17 protein-coding genes are annotated in these 23,842 nt (G+C 57.4%); 9 read left to right on the top strand and 8 right to left on the bottom strand.

Annotated features, from left to right (window positions below; genetic code table 11):
• Positions 1 to 177 precede the first annotated feature (177 nt).
• From K325_RS0101060 to K325_RS0101045, 4 genes are all read left to right on the top strand, one after another.
• Entirely contained in the window at positions 178 to 1,281 is a 1,104-nt protein-coding gene (locus K325_RS0101060; protein WP_029652394.1) for a hypothetical protein, read from the top strand.
• A gap of 125 nt (positions 1,282 to 1,406) precedes the next feature.
• A complete protein-coding gene (locus tag K325_RS0101055) occupies positions 1,407 to 2,180 on the top strand; it encodes a metallophosphoesterase (RefSeq protein ID WP_029652393.1) in 774 nt (257 codons plus the stop codon).
• A gap of 119 nt (positions 2,181 to 2,299) precedes the next feature.
• Entirely contained in the window at positions 2,300 to 6,859 is a 4,560-nt protein-coding gene (locus K325_RS0101050; RefSeq protein WP_211218124.1) for a phosphodiester glycosidase family protein, read from the top strand.
• Between the two features lie 10 nt (positions 6,860 to 6,869).
• Positions 6,870 to 7,649: a hypothetical protein gene (locus K325_RS0101045; RefSeq protein ID WP_029652391.1), complete on the top strand. Its 780-nt coding sequence runs from the start codon at positions 6,870 to 6,872 to the stop codon at positions 7,647 to 7,649.
• Between the two features lie 86 nt (positions 7,650 to 7,735).
• On the opposite strand, the gene K325_RS0101040 is transcribed toward K325_RS0101045, so the two are convergent.
• Positions 7,736 to 9,586 (bottom strand): LamG-like jellyroll fold domain-containing protein, encoded by a 1,851-nt coding sequence (locus K325_RS0101040; protein ID WP_029652390.1) that lies wholly within the window; start codon positions 9,584 to 9,586, stop codon positions 7,736 to 7,738.
• A 284-nt stretch (positions 9,587 to 9,870) separates the two neighbouring features.
• Between K325_RS0101040 and K325_RS0101035 the strand changes: the two genes are divergently transcribed.
• The gene (locus tag K325_RS0101035) at positions 9,871 to 10,641 is read left to right on the top strand and encodes a class I SAM-dependent methyltransferase (protein ID WP_029652389.1); all 771 of its coding nucleotides are present in this window, start codon (positions 9,871 to 9,873) and stop codon (positions 10,639 to 10,641) included.
• Here the strand turns inward: K325_RS0101035 and K325_RS0101030 are convergent.
• Positions 10,614 to 11,498, bottom strand: coding sequence for a LysR substrate-binding domain-containing protein (locus tag K325_RS0101030; protein WP_029652388.1), 885 nt, complete (start codon positions 11,496 to 11,498; stop codon positions 10,614 to 10,616). The genes K325_RS0101035 and K325_RS0101030 overlap by 28 nt on opposite strands.
• 147 nt (positions 11,499 to 11,645) lie before the next feature.
• On the opposite strand from K325_RS0101030, the gene K325_RS0101025 reads away from it, so the two are divergent.
• The gene (locus tag K325_RS0101025; RefSeq protein ID WP_029652387.1) at positions 11,646 to 12,767 is read left to right on the top strand and encodes an MFS transporter; all 1,122 of its coding nucleotides are present in this window, start codon (positions 11,646 to 11,648) and stop codon (positions 12,765 to 12,767) included.
• Positions 12,768 to 12,812: 45 nt separating this feature from the next.
• On the opposite strand, the gene dsbG is transcribed toward K325_RS0101025, so the two are convergent.
• Genes dsbG through dsbD form a run of 3 tightly spaced genes read right to left on the bottom strand, consistent with a single transcriptional unit; the run spans position 12,813 to position 16,285 of the window.
• The gene (dsbG, locus tag K325_RS0101020) at positions 12,813 to 13,601 is read right to left on the bottom strand and encodes a thiol:disulfide interchange protein DsbG (protein ID WP_228128363.1); all 789 of its coding nucleotides are present in this window, start codon (positions 13,599 to 13,601) and stop codon (positions 12,813 to 12,815) included.
• A gap of 19 nt (positions 13,602 to 13,620) precedes the next feature.
• Positions 13,621 to 14,433: a TlpA disulfide reductase family protein gene (locus tag K325_RS0101015; protein WP_029652385.1), complete on the bottom strand. Its 813-nt coding sequence runs from the start codon at positions 14,431 to 14,433 to the stop codon at positions 13,621 to 13,623.
• Positions 14,434 to 14,446: 13 nt separating this feature from the next.
• Complete coding sequence (dsbD, locus tag K325_RS0101010) at positions 14,447 to 16,285, bottom strand: protein-disulfide reductase DsbD (protein ID WP_029652384.1); 1,839 nt, start codon at positions 16,283 to 16,285, stop codon at positions 14,447 to 14,449.
• 163 nt (positions 16,286 to 16,448) lie between these two features.
• Here dsbD and K325_RS0101005 point away from each other — a divergent pair, with 163 nt between their 5' ends.
• Positions 16,449 to 17,132, top strand: a complete 684-nt coding sequence (locus K325_RS0101005) for a response regulator (RefSeq protein WP_029652383.1) — start codon at positions 16,449 to 16,451, stop codon at positions 17,130 to 17,132.
• Positions 17,129 to 18,463 (top strand): histidine kinase dimerization/phospho-acceptor domain-containing protein, encoded by a 1,335-nt coding sequence (locus K325_RS0101000; RefSeq protein WP_029652382.1) that lies wholly within the window; start codon positions 17,129 to 17,131, stop codon positions 18,461 to 18,463. The genes K325_RS0101005 and K325_RS0101000 overlap by 4 nt, the downstream gene beginning before the upstream one ends.
• Here the strand turns inward: K325_RS0101000 and K325_RS0100995 are convergent.
• Positions 18,457 to 18,942, bottom strand: a complete 486-nt coding sequence (locus tag K325_RS0100995) for an NUDIX hydrolase (protein WP_029652381.1) — start codon at positions 18,940 to 18,942, stop codon at positions 18,457 to 18,459. The genes K325_RS0101000 and K325_RS0100995 overlap by 7 nt on opposite strands.
• 104 nt (positions 18,943 to 19,046) lie before the next feature.
• The gene (locus tag K325_RS0100990) at positions 19,047 to 21,410 is read right to left on the bottom strand and encodes a cadherin-like domain-containing protein (protein ID WP_084694138.1); all 2,364 of its coding nucleotides are present in this window, start codon (positions 21,408 to 21,410) and stop codon (positions 19,047 to 19,049) included.
• A gap of 201 nt (positions 21,411 to 21,611) precedes the next feature.
• Between K325_RS0100990 and K325_RS0100985 the strand changes: the two genes are divergently transcribed.
• Positions 21,612 to 22,994 (top strand): diguanylate cyclase, encoded by a 1,383-nt coding sequence (locus K325_RS0100985; protein WP_029652379.1) that lies wholly within the window; start codon positions 21,612 to 21,614, stop codon positions 22,992 to 22,994.
• 4 nt (positions 22,995 to 22,998) lie between these two features.
• On the opposite strand, the gene K325_RS0100980 is transcribed toward K325_RS0100985, so the two are convergent.
• Positions 22,999 to 23,793 carry a DODA-type extradiol aromatic ring-opening family dioxygenase gene (locus K325_RS0100980; protein ID WP_228128362.1) on the bottom strand — a complete coding sequence of 265 codons (795 nt, stop codon included), beginning with the start codon at positions 23,791 to 23,793 and terminating at the stop codon, positions 22,999 to 23,001.
• Positions 23,794 to 23,842 lie beyond the last annotated feature (49 nt).

The following is a 23,842-nucleotide window of genomic DNA, read 5'->3' as shown; positions in this document are numbered from 1 at the left end:
CAGCTCCCTTCCTCCGGGCAGACACACAAATTTCATACCATTCAAGCACCTCTCTCCGGTATTCTACGCACGCGTAACAGCGCCTGAGCTCAGGGAGGGTTCCTGTTCGCCATTTAGCTGACCAGGCTTTCCGTCAGTATCATCGCTTTAAATGAAGATCCATAAAGGGAGTTGTGTGTGAAGTATTCATTGTCCTTGCTGTCTGCCGCCGTTGTGGCTCTGGGGCTGGCGGGGTGTTCCACCCCAAAAGTGGTTGATAATACGCCGCTGGCAGACACAAGTGTTGTCAAAGCCAAGTACATCATTGGTGGTTACATCCTTCCGGATTCCCAGGGAGAGCAGGTTACCTATACCCTGGCCGACCGTCGCACCATCGAAAATACCGTCGAGTTTGATTCCTGGATTTCCCGGCAGATCTTTGGAGAAACCCACGAAGCGGATATCGCTCGCCTGGACAAAAACCTCCAGTGGCAGGTCGATCACACCCGGAAGAACTATGTCGAATGCCCCCTCAAGGGCTGCACCGACCTCAGCATCTGGGAACAGCTGGAAAACGGCGAAACCAGTGAAGAAGAGGAAGTGTACGATCCCTCGGGCGGCGATGCCTGCCAGATGACCACCTCCGAATTCAGCTTTTCGGTGACACCGAAAGATAAAGACCGCGTCGTCAATGGTTTTACGGCCGACCAGTTTGTAGCCCAGTGGAAAATGGTGTCACAGGATGAACAGGGTCATGAAGACAAACATGTCATGACGATGGATTTCTGGATGACCCAGGCCGATCCCGCCATGCAGGACGTATGGGGCATCAACGGCCAGTTTCAGGACAACTACCTGAAGGCCGTGGCCGACGCCAACAACCCCCTGTCGAAGTTCTTCACAGACAGCGTGTATAAAGTCGTCGCCATGATTTCAGGTGACATTGAAAAACAGGAACTGGACTCTGATTCCGAAGTTCTCAAAGGGCTGAGCCAGCTCGAAGGTTACCCGGTATCCATTAAGCTGGAATGGTTCGCCGACAACCAGGCCTGTCAGCAACAGAAACAGGCCGCGTCTGGCTCTGGCGGGTTTGACGTGAGCGATCCGGTCGGTTCCCTTGGCAAACTGGCCGGGAACATGCTGCAAACCGCGGCTGAAGACAAAGCCAAAGACTACATGGGATACGGCAAAGATAAGCCGGTTTTCACCTACATCTACGATGTCACCAGCGCACAGGTTCAGCCTGAGCGGGCAAGCCGCTTTGAGGTACCCGCCAACTACAAGCTGAAAGACCGTCGCTAAGATCAGCCTCACGGCACACGTACTGCAATGCAAGAGCTGCCTTCGGGCAGCTTTTTATCTATCTGCAAAGAGGCCCTCTATCCTGCTAGGCTCCAATAAACATTTAAAACGTTGAGGGCTGACTTGTGCGACTGAGAATCCTTTCCGACCTCCACCTTGAGCATTTCTATGAAGGGCGCGGGCTGCCGGATGTGCCGGCCGATGTGGTCATCCTGGCCGGAGACATCCACTCTGGCAGCCAGGGGTTAGCCTGGGCGGCCGCACAATTCCGCGATGTGCCGGTTATTTATGTGCCGGGCAATCATGAGTACTACGGCCACTCCATGCCCCAGTTACGAAAAGCGCTTCAGGCGGAAGCTCGGCAGCTTGGCATCCACCTGCTGGACAATACCCATGTGGATATCGGCGGTATCCGTTTTCTTGGCACCACCCTCTGGACCGATTTTGCGCTGTATTCAGCATCTGCTGGGCACGATCCAGCTGCCACTCATGAAAAAGCCCTCGCTTTCATGCCAGACTTCAGGATCATTGAACAACCAGAAGATACCCTGTTTACTCCGGAAGCCAGCCAGCAGCTGCATCACGAAGCCGTACACTGGCTGGAAGCAGGGCTGGCCGCCCCCTTCAGCGGCCCTAAAGTAATCGTTAGTCACCACGCCCCGTTGCCCGACTGCATCCCTCCCCGGTATACCGGCGATGCGCTCTCTCCCGCCTTTGCTTCGGACCTGTCGCGCCTGATGGGCAAAGCTGCCCTGTGGGCTCACGGACATGTCCATGAAGCAGTGGACATTGAATACAGCGGCACCCGCATCGTCGCAAATCCGGGCGGCTATCCCAACGAGTTCGAATCGCCCAGCTTCAGGCCAGACCTTGTCATTGAAGTCCAGGGAGCTTGCTGAGCGCCCGGAACACCTGTCACCGTTCCTTCACCAAACTGACACCGCCCCTCGATATCGTGATCGCTCCCGAGCGGGGCGATTCTGCCCCCGCTCCCTTCCTAGTTGTTCGGGAGAACACCATGAGACTTTCTGTTCCACGCGCCATACGATGGCGCGCGGCGGTCTTGCCGTCGTTAATTACCGCATTGCTGGCAGGTTGTATTGACGATTCTGATACCCGGTACGTCGACCGGGAAGTGAACGTGCCGGTTGATAAAGACACGCCCTACGTCGATGACCTTTCCGGCACAGAGCAATTTACGGCCAACATCATCGCGCCGCCTTCGGATGCCGAAGACCAGTTTCTTCCGGAGCCCGCACCTCAGGTTCAGGGGCTGACCGCCCGTGAAACCATGGCCACAGACATTTCCGGTTACCAGCGCTTCGAGATCACCCCAGATCTGGTCCTGACCAGCGGGCGCCTGAACCATGTCCGCAACGAAGGGATCTTCAGCGCAGAGTTCACCCCGGGAGCTGGCCTCTCCATGGTCCCGCTGACGCGTTCCAAAGGGCAGTTCTCGTTTGAAACAACCACCGGGTCAGCCAACCACGCCATTGATCAGGGGCAACCGGTTATCCTGGCCGTGAATGCCGACCCGTACAGTATGTCCCAGGGCTGGAACATGGGCCTGATCAAAAAGGACGGCGTCACCTACACCGGTTTCTCCGATCGCAGCGAAGAAGCAATCGTCGTCTACAAAGACGGTTCTGTTGATATTCTGGAACAGGTACCTGCGTTTACCCTGAACGTGTACCAGAATGGTCAGCTTCTGAATCCTCTGGGCAACATTCACTACTTTGACCAGGCCTCCCAGACCAACCGCGCCTTCAGCCGAGGCACCTCGCCTCTGGAGTTTTACGGCGCGGAAAGCTATCGCGGCACGATTGATCTGACGGGCCGGAAAGCCGTACTAATCGACTCAGAGGCCAACGGCATCAGCGTGGTCGAGCGCGGCGAAGGCCAAAACAGCGTGCAGTTACCCCCACTGTCCGGTGTCGTGGTTTCACGGGTGGATAACCGCACGGACTACGTTGTGCCAGCCGGCCATGCTCTGGTCGTGGATGATGGCAATCTGACTGTGGGCAGCCACATCGATATTCGTTACGAGACCGACGATCCGGCCTGGGACAATGTTGAAAGTGCTCTGGGGGCCGGTTTTGGACGCGGCTTACTGGTCAAGGACGGACAACTCGGTAGCAACCAGGACGAGGTAGCCATCAGCAGCCGGACAGCCTTTGGTATCCGCGCAGATGGCAGCGCCTTTTTCCTGGTGGTGGATAAACCGGTGGGCTCGCTCTACGATGGCATCACCCAGACCAAGCTCGGCCAGATCATGATCGGCTACGGAGCGGTCAAAGCCATCAACCTGGACGGGGGCGGTTCATCCACCCTTGCGGCGCGCCTCCCAGGAGAGCGCTACACCCACTTGGTTAACGTGCCATCCGATGGCGGTGAGCGGGAAACGGCCACCAAATGGGGGCTGGTCCTGAACAGCGAGGTAGCGCAAAGCACCTCAGACTCGGTGGCGGTGTATCCCCGGGAACTGACCCTGATGTCAGGCTCGGTCTACCGCCGCTTCCGGGGCGTCGGCTACGATTCTGAGTCCTGGGAACAGGGTGGTGATGTTCCGGAATTCGGTGTCAGCGATGCCAGCCTTGGCCTGATCGATGCCCGAACCGGCGCCTTCAAAGCCAGTTCGGGCAGCGCCGAGGGCTATGTCGTGGTCGAGGTGGGTGATCAGAAAGGCGTTGCCCGCGTACGTGTGACCGATGACATCGACGAGATCCGTTTCAGCAGCGATCAGTACACCATCGACAGCGCTGGCAGCCTGCAGCTTCGCCCTCAGCTTCTGAGCCAGGGCGAATCCATCTACTACTCCAGCAACGTTATCACCTACACACTCGACAACACCGACGACTGTGCGATTGATCCCGCCACCGGTCTGTTGTCAGCCGCCCCAGTGCAGGGCCGCAGCTGCCGGGTGACCGCAACCGCCGCCGGGCTCAGCGCCAGCACCGACGTCAAAATCGGTGTGGCACCGGAACTGGTCACCGACTTTGAAGGCGACAACAGCGCCTTTGCCCCCGGCGGTGCCCGACACAAATCCGTCGCTCTGGACCCGATCTCTGACCAGGTGTTTGACGGCGATGTTTCCATGAAGCTGAGCTGGCAGGCCGATCCCGCTCAACCGGGCACCTTTGGCGCCTACTTTACCGACCCGGGCCAGGTCACCGAACTGCCGGGCTATCCCCGCTACCTCGGCGTAAACGTCTACATTCCCGACGAGCTGGCCGGAAAAGTCTGGTGGGTACGCGGCACCCTGAAAGATGCCGACGGAAAAACCGTGGTTCTGAACTACAACAACAGTGGCGATTCCCTGCCCGAACGGGGCTGGCACTTTATGAAAGCGGAGATCGGCTCCGGCTACAAAGAGCCCCTGCGCTTTTTCCAGCCGTTCCGGTTCCTTGTTCTGAAAACCGCTGAGCGTATCGATTCGCACGTTATTCTGGATAACTTCACGGCGATCTATAGCGACAACACCGACCTGAGCGGCCCGGGTGTCACCGCAACGCCAGGGGCAGACGCCACCATAACCAACGCCTCGCCAACCATTGCACTGCAAGTGAACGACGCCTCGGGTGTGGCCTTTGACAGCGCATATCTGGCGCTGGACGGACAAGACGTGTCTTACTCCCTCACCAACAACGGCGTGGACCGGCTGTCCTACCAGACCGCCAATCTGGCGGATGGCTGGCATCGTGTGGATTACCGCGTGCAGGACAACAACGGCAACGTGACCGCGGGTGACTACCTGTTTGAGGTGAAGACCGGCGCACCACGGGTGTACATCGACAGTGACAACGTGCAGTTCTACCCCGGCGGTACGTTCACCCTGCCGATCCGGGCAGTCGACGGGCAGTCCTTCTCCCAGCTCGACCTGAATCTGGATTACGACGCCACGAAAGCTTCGCTTTCGGTTCTGGATGCCGACCTTACTGCCACAAATGTGGTCACCACCAATGGGCAGTGGAGCGGCCGCTTCTCCGGCTTCAGCCAGGACACTGGCGTGGTTGCCTACCTTGAACTCAAGGTGCGGGACTACATCCAGAACACCTTTGTTTCGGTGGTGGTTAACGGGCACCTGGATGGCGAAACCTACCATCACCCGGTTATCCGCAAGGAGGTGGGCAGCCGGTATCGTCTGATGACTCACTGGGGAATCAGCGGTCAGCAGCTGGACCTTCTGGTGGTGGACCAGCAAGGCAAAGCCGCACCGAACGTGACGGTGGAAACCTTCAAATACAGCAGTGGTACCGATCAGGTCAGCGATGTGACCGTGCTGGGACAGACCGATTCAGAAGGCCGCCTGCAGGTCAGTATGCCGTATGGCAGCGACTCTCAGAACCTGCTGTTCCGCACCTACGACACCCAGGGCTCATCCCTGATGACCGAGGTTCAGGCGCTGGCCGAACGCCTTACCCCGGCCCCGCGCCATGTCTACATGACGCCCGGCAAAGATGCGTCACAGCTCAATCTGACCTGGTACACCTCAACCGACGTGAACACCTCCGAGGTTCGCTTTGGTGAAGGATCTCTCGACCAGACCCGCTACGGTGACTCGGAAATCATGCCGTTCTTCTATGGCAGCGAAGCCGGCGTGGTGCGCGTACATCACGCAACGCTGGACAACCTGAAGCCAGGGACTCAATACCACTATGTGGTTGGCGACGGCTATGGCAACGACAGCCCCGGATATAACTTCACCACAGACGATGGCGACGACCGGGTGAATATCCACCTGTTCGGAGACACCCAGACCGTCTCCAACGACAACCTGTTCAATGGCAGCGGGCTGGTAACCGAACTGTATCGCAAGATGCAGGCGCAGCTACCCGACGGAGACCTGATCCTGCATGTGGGAGATTTCACCGAAGACCTGAGTGACTACCGCTACCTGCGTTTGTTCCTGGAAGCGCTCGAAGGCGACGACATGATGGCGTCCCGTCTGTTTGTCCCAACCGAAGGCAACCACGAAGTCTACAACGAGGGTGCCCAGAAATTCGCCTCCATGTTCCGGTTTGCCGACACGGACAGCGGTGTGGCAGAACCATTTGAAGGCGCCATCTACAGCTTTGATTATGGCAACACACACATTGCAGTGATCACCAGCGAACTGACCGACGAAAGCGATTGGCCGAAGATGATGAACTGGCTGCGCCAGGACATGCAGGCCTCCGACCAGACCTGGAAAATTGTGATGGTCCACCGGCCGCCCTACAACGGGAACGCTGCCTCGGGCAACGGTCGTGTCATGGAATACCTGCCACCGGTGGTGGACGAACTGGGTGTTGATCTGGTGCTCTCAGGCCACGATCACATGTACTCGCGCAGCGTGCCGCTTTCCGGAGGCCAGCCACACCCGCAGGGAGCAACCTACCTGATCGCAGGATCGGACTCCGCCAAGTACTACGACAACAACGGCGGCGGTATCGCTCTGGTGGCCGATGTGCTGTTCGATGACAACGTCAACACGTACACCACGCTGGAGATCATCGGAGACCGCATGCACGTGCTGACCCGAACACTGGACGGCACCGTGGTTGATGATGCCTACCTGACTACGCGGGCCAGCCGCTAAGGAGATCACCATGAATTCACTGAAAACGTCCCTGGCTCTGCTGGGCCTGACCAGCCTGATGATGGGTTGTGGCAGCGATAAAACCCGCTACGTCGACGTCATCACCGAAGTGCCCGTGGAACATCCGGTCGAATACATGCCCGTTGACGGGTATGTGCTGGGTTTCTGGGTGATGGACCAGGAAGAAGCCTGCGACGGCTTCTGCGTCAACGATTACTCTGCCTACGGAAACCTGCTGTACGCCCAGTCACCCGACTATGGCGAACCAGACACCGCACCGATCGGTACCGAAGCCGGGGAAATCGGTCAGGTTCTGAACTTCAACGGCGCTTATCAACTGTCGACCGGGCCGGACTCGGTCCTCGCCAATACAGTGATTGGCGAACGCTTCACGCTGCATGTGCGAGCCCGGAGCCAGTCTGAAGAGCTCGGCAGCGCTGTCTCGCTGGGCAGCCAGCGCGGGCAGGCGTTGGATTTACAGATGAACGGCGACACTGCGGTACTTCACCTCCCCAATCAGGACCGTCGGCTGGTGATCGGCCTGCCCGAGACCGACTGGCAGGAACTGTGGATCTCCAGCGACGGAGACCAGCTTCAGGTACAACTGGGTTGTGAGGCGGTTGCCGGTTTTGACCGGGCAATGGGCCAGCCTATGTTGTCGCGGGGAACCACCGGCATCATGGTCGGCGCAGGATGGGGCAGCGTCGCTCAGACACCGCTCAAGGGCGAGGTGGACATGGTCAGACTGAGCCGTCAGGAAGAAGCCAACCTGTTCTGCAATCAACCCTGACCCTGGTAAACCGTTGGCAGACCATCCGGTCGGCCAACGGCTTCCGTTACCGGCTCCGGAGCATCCCTGCCCCGGAGCCACTTTGTTTATTGATTCAGCAACCACTCGGTGCGATCCAGCACCCGGTTGTTGATCCGGATTTCCGCAATATCCCCGGCAAACAGATTGCCCGGCATGCCTTCCCAGCTGTTGGCCCCAATCGCCCAGGGCTGTCCCGGCTCAACCAGCAAACCCTGCTGCTCGCCCACGCCAGTTCTCATCACCAGGGAACCATCCACATACATCTGCACTTTCTCGCCATCATTCACCAGAGCGATGTGATACCAGTAGTCGTTCATCACTTCCCAGGACCAGTTATCCGGGCCCTTCCCGTTCTGGGAGGTGCTGACCCACTGAAACTCCTTGAGGGAGGACACGTTGAGCCCCAGAGAGGCATCGCCACCGCCACAGGTTACTTCGTGATACTGGCACACCTGCGTGATCTGAGGCTGGTGATTCAGAATACCGGACCATTTGTTGTCCTCAGATTTCCAGTCATCCGGCAGACGAACAATGGCTTCGATGGTGTAAGTCGGCAAATAACCCGGTTTGCCAGCAGCGCTGTCGCTGAACGTCAGCCCCGGGCCATTGGTCGTCAGGTAATACCCGCCTGTGGTGTTGTTACCCCGGAACCGGGCAGCTCCGGATGCATAGCCGAACGGAGCCGACTCCTGAATCACGCTGAAATACTGCTCCCGATCTCCCTGGGGACCATTCAGAGGCACCAGATTCAGACTATTGCCTTTCCCGGAAGCATCCAGGAACTGTATGTCACCCGTTGTTGTCGTTGCGCGATGGGCCTCATCCAGAATCCAGTAGGCCTGGGTGCCTTCGATGTTTCCGGGTTCATCCGTCCCGGTGTCATCATTAAAGCTGGCAAAGCGCTTGTCGAAATCCATCGGTACACTGAACTCCCAGCGTTCCAGTTCATCCTGCGGCTGCCGCTGGTCTTCCGGTATCTCGGCCACCCACGGAGAGAACGAGCGGAAGTCCAGCTCGTCATTGGCTTCATCAAAACCGACCAGCTGCATCATGCCGTTACCACCCCAGAACCCGGACTGATAATCGACCACCACCATGACCACATCCCGGCCGTAGTCGTTCTTGCCAACCATCATGGCTTCGCCGTGATGGTGGCCGTTAAAGGTCAGGAAGATCTGATCGTTGCTGCGAATCAGGTTGTCCCACAGCATCGCGCCGTGATCCGTAAAGATCGCAGTTTCTCCGTCACCGGCAATATTCAGAAGCTGGTGAGTGGTCAGAATGACCGGCAAATCCGGATGTTGATCAAGCACAGACTGAGCCCAGGCCACGGTCTGTTCAGATGAGCGCCAGTCCAGCGCCAGTACCAGGAACTCCCGGTCATCCGCAGAGAAGATGTGATAACTGCTGAAACCGGTATCATCTGTGCCCTGGAAAGTTGTGAAGTTACCGGCCTGCAAGGCCGCCGGGAAATTCGTCAGGAACGGTTCATTCGCGTAAGTCCGCTCATCATCCCACTGGCCGCTGTTCAGAACATCGTGGTTTCCGGCCAGTACGCTGTATGGAGTCTCGGCATTCGCCTCTAGCACCTGCATGGCCTGGCGCGCGTAGGTCCACTCACTGGGTTCAGCAGCCCGGTCCACCACATCGCCCAGGTGAAGGGTGAACTCAATGTCTTCCTCCTGATAATTGCTCGCAATCCACTGGGTCTGGGCCACAAAGCGCTCAGGGGAATATCGGGAGTACTTCTGGGTATCCGGAATCACGGCAATCGTGAAACTGGGGCCCGAGTCTGTCACAGGGCCAGTCACCTTATCGTCCGAGCTGTCACTGTCGCTGCCACACGCCGTCAAAAGCACGCTCACGGCCAAGGGAAGGGCCGCTTTTCGCCATTGTTTACGGGATAGGGTTTGCATGTCTTTACGCCTCTGTCAGTTTGTACGGAAGCGCCACCCTAAACATGAACTGTGACTGTTCAGTTAACAGAAAGTGACAAAAAAACAGCGCGCTTCAATGGCTAAAAACAATGTCTTATTGACAGAAAACAAACAAAGAAGCAGGTAGGTAGCCGAACTCGTGGGCGTCTCGCACAAACTACAGGCGCTTACGCGAATTGGAGTCGGCAGCACCGCGCAGGAAGGTTTTGATACGGTCAGCGAGGGCTGAGCCCTGCGCCAGCAACGTTTTATGGGAGCGGAATATGGAAAATCGTTACGGAAAACTGGCCTCCTGGGTCTACCATCTGGACAAACCGATAGGCCGCTCCTTTGGTGATATCAAATTTTACCGGGATCGACTTCAGAACTATTCCGGCCCCATACTGGAACCTGCCGTTGGCAATGGCCGGGTGTTTATACCGTTGCTGGAGGCAGGTTTTCAGATTGAGGGATTCGATGCTTCAGAGGACATGCTCGATTACTGCAGGCGTGAATGCGCGGCACGCCAGCTTTCACCCTCACTGACCTGCCAGACATTCAGCGACTTCCAGGCGACAACCACCTTCGACGCCATCATCATGCCCGCAGGTTCCTTCCAATTGGTTACCCAAGCGAAGGCCGCACAGGACCTGCTTCGCAAGTTTCATGATCTGCTCGCTCCCGGGGGCTCGCTGATTCTGGATATCGACCACATGAAAGGCCTGCTGGAGCCCTCCGGGGCTATGCGCCGGTGGCAGGTTAATGAACGTGAACTCCTGACACTGACAAGCAGCTCACCCGAGGTCGATTATGCAAACCAGACATCATTTTCGTGCCTGCGTTACGAGCATTGGAAAGATGGAGCTTTGCTGACGACCGAGGTCGACTTTTTCAATCTTCGCTGGTGGGGCATCAACGAACTGTGTCTCGCGCTTAAAGAGGCCGGGTTCGACAACATTGAGATCTCGGGCGGTTACCAGCATGGCAAGCCACCCTCCAACGAAGACCTCATCTTCAGTTTCGAGGCTCAACGACGACCATCAACCAACTCATAAAGCCGCTCACTCAAGGGGCTGCCCTCCCGGTAGACCATGAGCAAAGGCTGTGACGCTTCCTGTTCGGCGAGCGGCCGCACCACCAGATTGTGCGCCACGGACGCGGCACTCGCAGGCAGGATCGTGAGGCCAATCCCGGCTCTGACAAAACAGAGCGTACTGCCGATATCCGGGACTTCAAGAAAACAATCAAGGGGAACCCCGGCGGCGTCGGCCAAGGCTTCCAACTGGCGCCTCAGAAACGTTCTCTGTACAGCTGGCTGAAGCAACAGTCGCTCACCGTCAAGCTCCTCCAGAGAAATAGACGATCGCGCCTGCAGACGGTGCCCTGGCGGGAGGATCACGTAAAGCGGCTCATCACCTAAGTGGCAAACAGACACCCCCGACAACGACTCTTCACGAAGCCCGGCCCGGAGCAGAGCCACATCGGTATCCCCCGATCTAACAGCCGCTACCTGCCTCAGGGCATTGCCTGAACACAGCTCCAACTCAAGCTCCGGGCGCTCGGCAAGCAGTTGCGCCAACGCTTTCGTGAAGCGTTCAGAAAAGATGGCGCTGGCCGAATAACCAATGCGCAGCTCCCCCACCTCACCCCGAGCGGCCTGCTTCGCTGCCTGAACGCTTTTCTGCGCAGCTCTCAGCAGGTCACGACTCTGGCCAAGAAACACCTCTCCCGCTTTGGTCAGCCGGACACCTCGGGTATTCCGATCAAACAGCCTGACGCCCATGGTGTCTTCCAGTGCCTTTATACTTTGGCTGAGCGGGGGTTGGGTGATGTGTAATCTTTCTGCTGCGCGCCGGAAGTTAAGCTCCTCAGCCACCGCAATGAAATGCTGTATCTGCTTCAACTCAACCATCAATCCCTCCCACCCTTTCGACAGAGATTACTAGAGTTCCCGGCGTCACGCTCTGTCAGATTCCGACTCACTGCGATATAAAAACCGACCTTCCGCCCGCGGCTGAGCCCCATTAGCGTGTGATCCTTCCCCGGAAAGGAACCAGACATGCGTACTGCCGTGATGATCGGCTCACTGGGAGCTTTTTTTAATCTGTACCAGCTGCAGGCCCTGTTCCCCCAGCTCAGTCACCGATTTGAATCCACGATAGCCGACGCTGGCTGGCTCACTATGGCATCGTTACTCGGGATGACCGTGGTCGCCCCCATCGCGGCTATCATAACCCGGCGGACCAAACCGTCTGCTGTTTTGGTGACAGGTTTTCTCACCCTGGGGGTGCTGAATGCCCTGATCGCCTTCACGACCAGCCACGCCGGACTGTTTTTTCTACGTCTCGTTCAGGGAGCCGCCCTGCCATTTCTTCTGACCGCCACCATGACACTGGTGTCGGGAAATCCCTTGCGTTTCGTCCCCCTGTACGTAGCTGGCACCATTCTTGGAAGTACGTTGAGCCGGCTCTACCCGGCCTGGAGTGTGGATACTCTGGGATGGGAATCCGGTTTTTTGGGTGCTGCAGGCCTGATGGCCCTGGCCGCTGCTGCTCTTAACCATTTATCCAGAATAAACGTGTTCGCCCCCGGCACCGGTGACCTGCATCCGCCCTCTCTCGGGGCGTCTGTCAGGTTTGCGATGTCCGACAGAACACTGCTGATCGCCTACCTGTCCGGGTTCGCGCTTCTGTTCACTCAAAGCACCGTTTTCACCGCTCTGGGGTTGTGGCTGTCACAACCACCGCACGCCTGGACTTCCGAACGTATTGGCACTCTGTATCTCGCCTGCCTGCCCGCCTTGTTTTTCGTGCTCTCGGCCCATGTCCTTCGTCGGCGTCTGAGCGAGACCACCCTGGCGTCACTTCTCATTCTTTTATCGTGGCTGGCACTTTGGGTTCTAGCCACGAGAAATACATCGCCGTATATCGGCGTCGGGCTCTTCGCCACAGCTACTTACGTTTTTCAGACCATCACAACCCGAATACTCAGCACCTCGGTGTCCGTGCCCCCAAGCGTTGCAACCGGTTACTACCTCAGCTTTTACTATCTCGGTGGTGCGATTGGCGCCACACTGGCGGGCTATTCATTTTCAGCCTGGGGGTGGCAAGGTGTCCTGGCCTGCCTCGCGACGCTTCAGGCACTTGGGCTGTATCTCTGCATTTGGCTTAAACACCGCTAGATGGCTTTACCCACGGTTGTGCAGGCAAAGCCATCGAGAGCACGCTCAGGGCTTTGGTGTTCCCATGATCCCTTCCATTTCCCCGGGCCGGGGGGCGCCCTGTTTCATCTGGACGGTTCCGTTTCCATCGCGATAGTAAGTGCTCGGCGTTGCGCTTAAACCAAGGCTGGACATCAACTGGTTGTTCGCCTGCACGCGTCGGGCATTGGCACTGACGATCTCGCGATCCACCTCGATTCCCCCCTGATCGTGCTGATTCTGGTTGTCCGCCAGGGCCTGCTCCGGGTCATCGGCGCCCAGAATGGTGGCCGCTTTAGGCAGACTGTCTTCCTTCAGGATGCCCACCATCACGTGACGAAGCTGCACTTCACCCGCCTCAATCCAGGGTTCAGCAGACTGGCGAAAACGATGGCAGTAGGGGCAGTTAGGGTCGGTAAACGTGTACACCACCACCGGTGCTTCCGGGCTGCCGTCCCGGACCCATTCCGAGTTTTCGAGTTGCCCCCAGGCCTTTTCATTCTGAGGCCCAATCACCAGTTCCTGGATTTTCGGCTCGGTCAGATTCTCACCTTTGGCGTCTAGCATCGGCCCCACAACCACGTGCTGTTTATCCGAGGTCAGGTAAAAGGCCACTGCACGCCCCTGCATGTTGCCGACATAGCCGGTCATGCCTCCGGGCGCGTCAAAGGTCCCATCAATGGAGACTCCCCGGGAAATCAGTTGCTGCACAGCGTCAGGGTGAGACTCTTCGGCCCATAGCGGGGTACTCATTGCCGCGCCCGACAACGCAATCGCCAGCACAGCAGGTTTCATTACAGACTTGACTAACTTCATGGTTGTACTCCGGTTTACATCAATTCTCGTTAAAACGTTTCAGTCGATGAGCCAGGGAAGCTGAGGACAGCTCCCCCAGATGAGCGTCCACCTGCCGCCCCTGAGCGTCGTAAAACAGCGTCGTCGGCAACGCCTGACTCCCGGTGATTTTGCCCATTCCACCCTGAACATCGGTCAGGACATTATCCAGAGACAGATCATGCTGCCCAAGAAAACGTCGAATGGTGCCGGCCTGCTCCCCCTGATTCACAAACACAAACGTGATATCGGGATTCTCGCGCTGCGCCTTTTCAAGCACCGGCATTTCCCGCACACACGGCGGGCACCAACTGGCCCAAAGGTTCACCACCATTGGCTGCCCACCCGCTACCTCCGCCAGAGACGCAGGACGCTCATCCAGATATGCCAACGGTACTTCGGGCACTACTCTGGACTGGCTTTCAATCAGGTTGATGACCGATAGCACTCCGCCCCAGACCAGCAGTCCCGCAGCGGCCGCGCTGCCCAGCGGTTTCCTGATGGCCGGATGCCGCCATAACTTCCAGACCAGAATCGTGAGCACGCCCACCAGGCCGGCAACAACATCAAAGCCGCCATCCCGGATATCGATCACGCGCCACAACGATTCCTGATAGTGCTCAAAGTAACGGATCACGAAGCCAACCCGTGCGGTCACCAGGGCGGCCAGAAAGATGTCCGACAAGGTCCCGGCCACGGGGATACCTTCTTTCCGGCCGATAATTGCTCCCACAATCAGGGCAACAAAAAACGCGAAGAACAACAAAGCGTTCTGCAAAGACAACACCATCGGCCCCAAACTGACACTCAACATATTGACTCCTTGACTATGACTGCCGGGCTACCCCTAGGCGCTCCAGAAAAACCTCCGCGGACACCTCCCCCGTTGTCCTCTGGGCGCGGTATTCCTGGCCATCCGGGCCCAGAATCAGAATGGTTGGCGGGCCTATAACCTCCAGGTGCCTCATCAGGGCCTGATCCAGAGCGTCATTGTCTGTCACGTCGGCCCTCAGCAACTGCATGTCGGAGAGTGCCGCTACAACGCTGGCATCCCCGAATACTTCTTCCTCAATTACCTTGCAGGACACACACCAGTCCGCGTAGAAGTCCACCAGGGTCCATTGCCCCTCGCCGCCAGCCTCAGCCACGGCGCGGTTGAGATCCTCAACCGATTTGAAATCCTCAAACCGGGCATGAGTCTGCTCTATCGGGCCACCACCGCCGCCAAGGGCCAGACCGTTCAGAGGCTGCGTTAATTTGTCACCCCCGGCGGCGGCACCCACCATCATCACACCGCCCCACAGAGCCAGGATGGTGCCCAGAGACAGGGAAATCAGATTGAGCGACCGGCTCTTTTCAGCCGAACTGGCGGCAGACCTCAAAACGATGCCCAGCGCGAGCGTCAGGGCTCCCCAGAGTGCAAGCGTCACGGAGTCGTCAATAATGCGCTCAAGAAAGTAAACCGTGGTACCCAGAAGCACAAATCCAAAGAGGGCCTTCACCGCGTTCATCCATCCGCCCGGCCTGGGAAGCAGCCCCGCCCCCACCGTTGCCAGTGCAATCAATGGGGCGCCCATTCCAAGCCCCAGAGCCAGCAACGCCAGTCCGCCCAGAACGGTGTCACCGGTATCAGCAATGTAGATCAGAGCCCCTGCCAGAGGCGCGGTCATACAAGGACTGGCCAGTAAAGCGGCAATCACGCCCATGATGCCGGCACTGAGCAGGCTGCCACCTTTCTGCTGACTGCTGAGCTGCCCCAGACGATTACGGATAAACGAAGGCAGTTGCAGTTCGTAGAGCCCGAACATGGAGAGTGCGAGCAACACAAAAATAATGGCAATCAGAATGATGAAAACCGGAGCCTGCAAAACAGCCTGAAGATTTGCTCCCGCCATGGCTGCCAGAACCCCCATCAGAGCGTAGGTAGTAGCCATGGTCATCACATACACGGTCGAGAGCACAAAAGACCGGCTTCGTCCCGCGCCATTCCCGATGATGACCGTCGACAGGATAGGGATCATTGGCAAGACGCAGGGCGTAAACACCAGCAAGAGTCCCAGGCCGAAGAAAACGAGCATGTTCCAGGCAATGCCGCCAGCCGCTAACTGGCTGGTCAGCGACTGATCCTCCGCCTGGCTACTGACACTCGAGGCAGCCGAGCCTGGTGATGCAACATCTCCGGTGGGTGTCCGGGACGCTTGAGCCTCCTCAGGCCCGCCCGCCCACGGTTCACCAGAAAAACTGATCTCTGCCGATTGCGGTGGATAGCACAGCCCGGCATCGGCACAGCCCTGCCATGACAGGGACAACGCCGATGCCTCCCCAGGCTCAATCTGGATCTCGGCCTGGGTGTAATAAACTTCGGATTCACCAAAAAACTCATCGTTGATCATCACTCCGGCCGGGAACGCAATGCCCCCGAGTTCGCCATCCACACCCTCAATGGTCAGGCGTTTCCGGTAGAGGTAATAGTCCTGAGCGATGTCCCAGTACAACGTGACCGTGTTGTCCGGATTCTGCGTCAGGCTGTACTGAAAGGCTTCCTCCACAGGAAGGAAATCGTTACCCGTCCCGGTTCCAAAAAGGGACTGGCCAGCAACGGGCCAACTGGTTGCTAAAACAATGAGAGCGGATAAGATGCGTACCCAGAGTCTGGCTTCCCGCACGCGATACTCCTGTCGTTTACTAGGGGCTTGAAGTCTGTCGGGGCCGCAGTCTGGGGGCCGAGGATTAAGGCAGCATTAAGGCTCCCTGAAATGGCCCTGGGGCCTCACCAGGCCCTCCGGACTCCTGCTATGACACATCACCGTTGAGGCAAAGGAAACATCTGTGCACGTATTGTTGGTAGAGGACGACGATCTGGTTGCATCCGGCCTGATTGCGGGCCTGGAGCTCCACAACTGCCTGGTGGATCGCGTGAACACCTGCCGCTCCGCAATGACCGCCCTGGCCCAGTTCGAGTGTGATGTTGTGATCCTGGACCTCGGCCTGCCGGATAAAGATGGCATGGAACTCCTTACACACTGGAGAAACCAGGGCATCACTACCCCAATCCTTATTCTCACCGCCCGCGATGAGGTTGAGTACCGGATTCAGGGGCTGGATGCGGGAGCCGATGACTACGTTCTCAAACCGTTCGATCTGGATGAACTTGCCTCGCGCCTGCACGCTCTGGTTCGACGGTCCGCCGGCCGTGCTCAATCGGAGATTACCCATGGAGCCCTCCGGATCAACCCGGGTTCAGGAGACGTCAGGCTGAATGAAACCCCGATCTCACTTTCCCGGCGCGAACTGGCCTTACTGGAAAAACTGATTAATGCGCGGGGCGGCGTGGTGTCCGACGAACAGCTGAAAGACAGTCTGTATGGTATGGGGGCCAGCATCGAAAGCAACGCTCTGAACGTACACATCTACCACCTGCGGAAGAAAATCCACAAGGATATCGTGATTACCGAGCGGGGGCTCGGCTACCGACTGGGGCCCCCTCCCCCATCACCGGAGCACAACGAATGAGCCTGCAGAGGCGCCTGCTCTGGCTATTGAGCACCGCGTTCCTGATTCTCTGGCTGTCGGTCGCAGCGTTGATGTACTTCCACCTGGACCGGCAAGTGTCTCAGACTCTTGACCAGCGCCTCGCGGCCTCGGCCACGATGGTCGCTGGCCTGCTGTCCCGACAGCAGGACATCCTGAGCTTTCCCGACAACAACCCCCTGCTGGTCTCGCCCGAGTATGAAGGTGTTGCCTGCCAGATCCAGGCCGCCAGTGGTGAGGTTCTGCTGCAAACCAACGGGGTGCGCGGCCAGCTTCTGGGAAACACGCGCCCCGGTTTTTCCAACCGGGAAATCGATGACCAGACATGGCGGCTCTATACCCTCAAGCAGGGCGACACCTTTATTACCACCGCAGACAGGTTATCCGAACGGGTCGCGCTGGCCAACGGCATCCTTCTGGCGATGGTCACACCCTTTACCCTGGCACTTATTGGCGGGCTGGCCGTTCTTTGGTGGGGAGTACGCCGGGGCTTGTTCCCCCTGCAATCGCTACAGGATCAACTCCGCCACCGGTCGCCGGAAAACCTGGAAGCGATCCAGCTCCACAACGCCCCCCAGGAACTGACCCCGGTGGTCAACACCCTGAACAACCTGTTCGCCCGGGTCGCAAGCACCGTCGCCTGGGAAAAACGGTTTGCCAACAGCGCCGCCCACGAGTTCCGAACACCGCTGACCGCCGTCAAGACGCACCTTCAGGTTGCCGGGAAACTGACTGGTGAACGCCAGCAGCAGGCCCTCGCGAATGCCGAGACCGGCGTTCAGCGCTTGCAAACATTGACCGAACAACTGTTGCAGTTGTCGCGCCTTGAACGCCACGGGCTGCCAGAGGCAGAGTTCAGCAGGGTCGAAAACATTCTGTCACAGGCACTGGAAGACCTGTCCAACCCCAGCCGGGTCCGGCTGCAAGACAATGCCCCAGGGTGCAACGTTCGGGTGCCGGCAACTCTGGCCGTCATGGCCGTGCGCAATCTGATTGAAAATGCACTGAAACACTCGGATACCAACTGTGATGTCATCGTCCACCGAGTGTCGGAGAACGCACCGCCAGATACCCCCCCCATGCTGGAAGTCATGGTACGCGACGCCGGCAGCGGAATGCACCCTCAGCAATCGGTGGAAAACCAGTCCGTGTCCCCGGAAAGTCACGGGCTGGGGCTGGCCATCGTCAATACCATTGTCACTCAGTGCGGGGGCTCGCTGACCCCAAGTTATAACGAAACGGGCGGGATGGACTGGAAACTCTGGCTGCCACTGGCCGTCCAAGCCGAACCGCCGCCTCCGGCGATTTACTGACCACGGCCTCCAGCCTCGGCCTCAGAGGCCAACTCATAGGCCTCCCTGGCAATTTCTTCCACATCCAGGCTCAAGGCAAGATCGCTGGCGCCCAGGGCAGCCATCGGAACGAACGCCGCATCCAGCGCATCGTCGGCCGCAACCGGCTCACCAGATTCCCAGAAACACAGCACCGCGATCAGAACAAAGTGGGATCGAAGGCGTCCCTCATCGTCATGGTCATACGCATCCACCACGTTGAAGACTTTCCCTGCGGCAGCCCGGACCCCGGTCTCCTCGTACAACTCTCTCACCGCGGCGGCCTTAACCGTCTCTCCCAACTCCATTTTCCCACCCGGAAACCCCCAACGCCCCACATCTGGCGGGTTGGCACGGCGTACCAGCAAGACCTCTTCATTCCTGAACAACACCGCAATGGTTGCCACCACCGGATACCTGAATCGCTCCTCCTGAAATTCGCTTACCGTAACCGAAGCCATGCGTCGTTCATCTCACAGGTGTTCACCAGGCAAAATAAAAGATGCCGGGCCATCCTCGCGGATGGCCCGGCATCGATCTTCAAGTGATGAGAATACAAGACAACTTACTGGTTCGTCAGCTTCTCTGTCACCGAGCGCCCCTCAGTGCCAAGGGCCTTCGCTTGCCCGGCGCTCAGAGCAACGCCCTGCCAGACGGCCACTTCATCAATAAACCCGACATGACCGCCATTGTAGCGCTGGGCATGGTCATTATTGATCAGCCAGGGCTGTCCTGTAGACACGGTCTGAGCACGGTTGCCGGAAAGACGGGTTTCCCCGTGCTCCAAAGAACCATCCGGCCGATACACTGACAGACTGATAACCCCTTGTCCCAGGCCATCAGACCAGACCCGGGTCCGGTCAACGGAAGCGACCACCAGGTTCCATTCTGGCTCCTCCAATGCCTGACTCGGGGAGTATGGCAGTTGAACATAGCAGCAAGAACCTTCCCCGGTGGCCCCTACCTGGAATTTCAGGGTATCGTTCAACTGGGCGACGATGGTTCCATTCAGAGAGGACGACCAGGCCTTGTTCGTCAGTATCGCAGGATCAGAGGTCTTGCCATCTCCCCGGAACCAGAACGACAGAGTGAACTTGTCGGAGCTCGTGAACGCATCCGGGAAACTGAGGTCCTGACTGAACTGACGCTGATGCTGAAGTGCGGAACCAAAACGGCCGGCTACAGACGAAATGGCTGGTTGCCCGATCTGTGTCAGGTCCAAACCATCTCCGCTATTCAGGAGCAGGTTCGCCGGATCATCAAAGGTGAAAACATCGCTGATAGAATTGAATGGCAGGTCATCAAACGCAACCTTCTCTACAATAGTGACCTGAACCCGAACGGCCTTAGTGGTCCCCTTATTCTCCAGCTGATAGATGATCTCGTAGTTACCGGGCTCAAGGTCCAGCTCATCAACATACGTATGAACACGCCCTTCTTCCAACCCGTTTATCACATCAATTTGCTGACCCCGGACAGTCTCATGACTGCCAGTCTGTACACTACGATACACAACCACTGGCTCGTCATTCGTCGCCGTAAAGGAAACGCTTACCTGATTGTCCTCAGTCTCAACCGGCTCCGCAAATAGGCCTCGCACGCCAGTCTCACCGATTAACGATGTCCCCTCAAGCAACCATTCTTTCTGAGGCTCAACGTCAAACCAGCTAAGCAGCGTTACCGGGACATCCACCAGTGCAGGGTAGCGGTAGACTCCCGCTTTCTCAGTATTGGCAATGGCCTCCAATGGCTCATTGTACTGCTCATTCATGCGCTCAGCTTTATTGGTCGCAATCCATACCTCCTTGGCACTCAGGTCCTGAGAACCATGGGAGCAGTCTGCCGTGCCATTATTACGGAGCTTGTTGTACCCATGGTCCGTAGTGACAATCACCAGCCAGTCTTCATTGTGTTCCTGCTCTCGCTGCTGAACCGCTTTCCACATCTGCCCAAAAAGTTCGTCAGCTTCGCGAATGGTCTCGTTATATTGTTTCGACCAGGCGCCGCCACTGTTCCCGTAATTACAGTGACCTGCATAATCAGTCATATCAATCGTGGTATAAAGCGCATCGTACTCACCCGACTCGATGTAGCCGGTGATGGTTTCAATGTTTTCCCGCTCCCGCCCCTTATCGGTTCCGGTGGCAAACGCGCCTTTGGTACTGATGACCTCCATATCAGGGTAATTAACGTGGGCAAAGAGATTCCAGTTGGGATACACACCAAGTGTTAACGGGGTAGCACTGTTATTGTACAAATGCCCCCAGATGGACGGATAGCCATCGTGGCCACCTCGCTGGCTGGCGTGCCAGGCGCCAGTCCACAAGGTAGACGTTCCCTCAACCGTGCTCGTGCCCGACTGGCTGAATGCACCCGTTACTCCACCCGAATACGCCTTCTGTACGTCTAACTGGGAAATGTGAGCCGGAGCAGCCTCCATCAGAGCGTCATAGCGAACACCATCCACCATCACCACCAGAGCTTTTGGAGTGCGATCCCCAAGCATCAACTCCAGTGTTGCCAGCGCTTCCGTGACCAACTGACCATCACTGACCTGAAAGGACAGTTCCACCGTGTGCGTACCCCGGAAAACGCCCGGCATGAATTCGATCGAACGGATCAAGCCGTTGTCATCCCTCTCAACACTCAGCCTGCCCTGATCCGGATCACGGAGCTCTACTTTCTTCAGGTGCAGCGGATCACCGTCGGGATCCGAGGCACTTTCCAGCAGTTTCTCCGGCAGTACTGTTACCACTTGAACCGCGTTCTCTGTCCCCAGATCGACATTGTCGACCACCGGGGCCTGATTCTGGCGTTCAATGATGGTCTCAGAATGGGTGTCGTCGCCGTTACAACCAGCCAATGTGGCCAACATGGCCCCACCAAGAATAGAACGGCGGCTCCACTCTTTACTCTTTCTTATGTTCATCTCTTGCTCCCATTTGTCTATGTTTCAAAACCAAACTGGTATATGCCAAAAGGAAGTGAAAATGAGGTTGCACTGAGATGACTCGGCTGAAACATTCACAACCAGAAGCTAAAGGAAGGTACCTATACCCGGCAATATGTAACGCCCTGTTATGATAAGCTTGCGCCGCTTATTGCCGTAACCCATACAAGACACTGCTTCATGCCTCACTTGTCTCTCGAGTACCTGACCGCCGAATGGCTGTCTTTGAACAATCGCTTTGAACCTCAGACACGACAGTTCGCCCTGTCGTTTTTTCAGGAGCACGCCAGCACACTCGCAGAGCAGTTTTATATCGCTATGCTGGGGGATGCGGAGGCATCGAAGTATCTCTCAAATGACGACGTTCAACGCCGCCTGGGAGCGTCTATGCAACGCTGGCTCTCTAACCTGTTTTCCTCTGAGGATGAAGCCTCGGTGACTAAACTGATTGCCGAGCAACGCAAAGTCGGTGAAGTGCATGCGAGAATAGACATTCCTTTGCATCTGGTCCTGCGCGGAGCTCGTTGCCTGAAGAACAGTTTCTCGACATTGAGCACCTCCGGTTTCCCGGATCAGGAAAATCAGAGGGTGGATGCCATCCGCCTGGTGTCAGAAACCATTGATGTTGCCATGGAGATCATGGGGCAGGCTTACGCGATCTCCCACGACAGAAACTCCAGGGCCGAAGAGGCCTACCGGCTCTTTGCCATCACCCAGAACATCGCGAACGAAAAAGATCAGCAGAGGGCTGCCGTTCTGCACTGGGAAAACCAGTTCATGTTCGAGCAGGCTGTCGGTAAAAGCGGCTCGGCGTTGCCCCGCATTCAGGCTTCAGATTTCGGGCTCTGGTTTCGCCACAAAGGCATTCACGCCTTCGAAGGCTCGGTGGAAGCCACCACGATTCTGGACGCCATGGAAACTATCGACGATGTGATTGTGCCGCTGTTCGGCTCGGATATGGAGCAGATCGACCGCCAGTCTGAGCGCGTCGCGTTACTGCATGATTTGCGGGATAAGGTAAAAAGCATCCTGTTTCATCTGGACAGTCTGTTTGATCAGAACAACGAACTGGAGTCTGGTCGTGACGTCCTGACACGCCTGCTGAACCGAAAATTCCTGCCGGTTGTTCTCAACAAGCAAATCGACCAGGCCAGAAAACAGAAAACTTCCTTCGCCGTGGTTGCGCTGGACCTTGATTACTTCAAGCAGGTCAACGACACCTACGGCCACCAGGCCGGCGACAGCGTATTGCAGCAACTGGCTCTTATCCTTGTGAACAAAAGCCGGTCCGGTGATTATCTGTTCCGGATGGGAGGGGAGGAGTTCTTGCTGATCGCCGTCGACATGGACAAAACCAACATCCAGAGGCTGATGGAAAAACTACGGGAAAGCGTGGCGAGCGAGCCATTCAGGCTTCCGGAAGGCAACACCATCAACATCACGATCAGCGCGGGAGCCGCCTGTTTCGACGGGCACCCGGATTATCAACGCCTGCTCAGAAAAGCAGACGACGCACTCTACGAGGCAAAAAACGCGGGCCGCAACCGGGTTGTGATTGCCTGAGATCTCACTTTTCCCAGGCAAACACCCGGACACTCTTGCCCAATACTTCCAAGGCCTCATGGCGTGGGCTGGCTTGCCCCGCCAGCCCGTAACACACATGCAGGGGCAACAAGTGCTCCTCCCTCGGGTGACAAAAGCGGGCGTGGGGGGCCAGATCCCAGCGAACAAGTCGGTCCCGGCGCGCAGACTCCGCCAGTTCCGGATCTGTCAGTGTATTTTCCAGCCACACCTGAAACAATTCGTTCCGCTGATCTGCATCATCTCCGCCACGACCAAAGAACGCCTGCATGTTGTGAAAGGAGAAACCAGAGCCAATGACCAGAAGATTCCCGCACTCCAGGGACTGCAAAGCTTCTCCCATAGCCAAATGGTCTTCGGCGTCCAGCGACGCGAGCAGTGAGAGTTGAACGCAAGGAATATCGGCGTCTGGGTACATGATTTTCAGGGGCACAAACACGCCGTGATCAAAACCACGGTCACCATCCAGCCGATGCTCAACTCCGGCACGGGCAAACGCTTCTCCCATCTGTGCTGCCAGCCCCGGATCACCAAGGCAAGGGTATGTCAGACGATAAGCCGGCTCAGGAAACCCGTAATAGTCATAGATCAGCGGTGGATGACTCCCCGAGGTCAGGGTGGGGACCGGCTCTTCCCAATGGGCGCTGATCACCAGAACAGCAGAGGGCCGGGGCAAAGACCCGGCAAGGCTCTGCAACTGATCGACCATCTGCCCGTGCCGGGGGTCACCGAGCAATGGCATCGGCCCGCCCCCATGAGCAATGTAAACCACGTTCATCATCTCTGGACTACCTTACTGTCGGGACCTGTTACTGCATGAACCGGCAGTG

Source organism: Marinobacter daepoensis DSM 16072, assembly GCF_000421165.1.
Taxonomy (GTDB): Bacteria; Pseudomonadota; Gammaproteobacteria; order Pseudomonadales; family Oleiphilaceae; genus Marinobacter; species Marinobacter daepoensis.
This window is presented reverse-complemented; position numbering and strand designations above follow the sequence as displayed.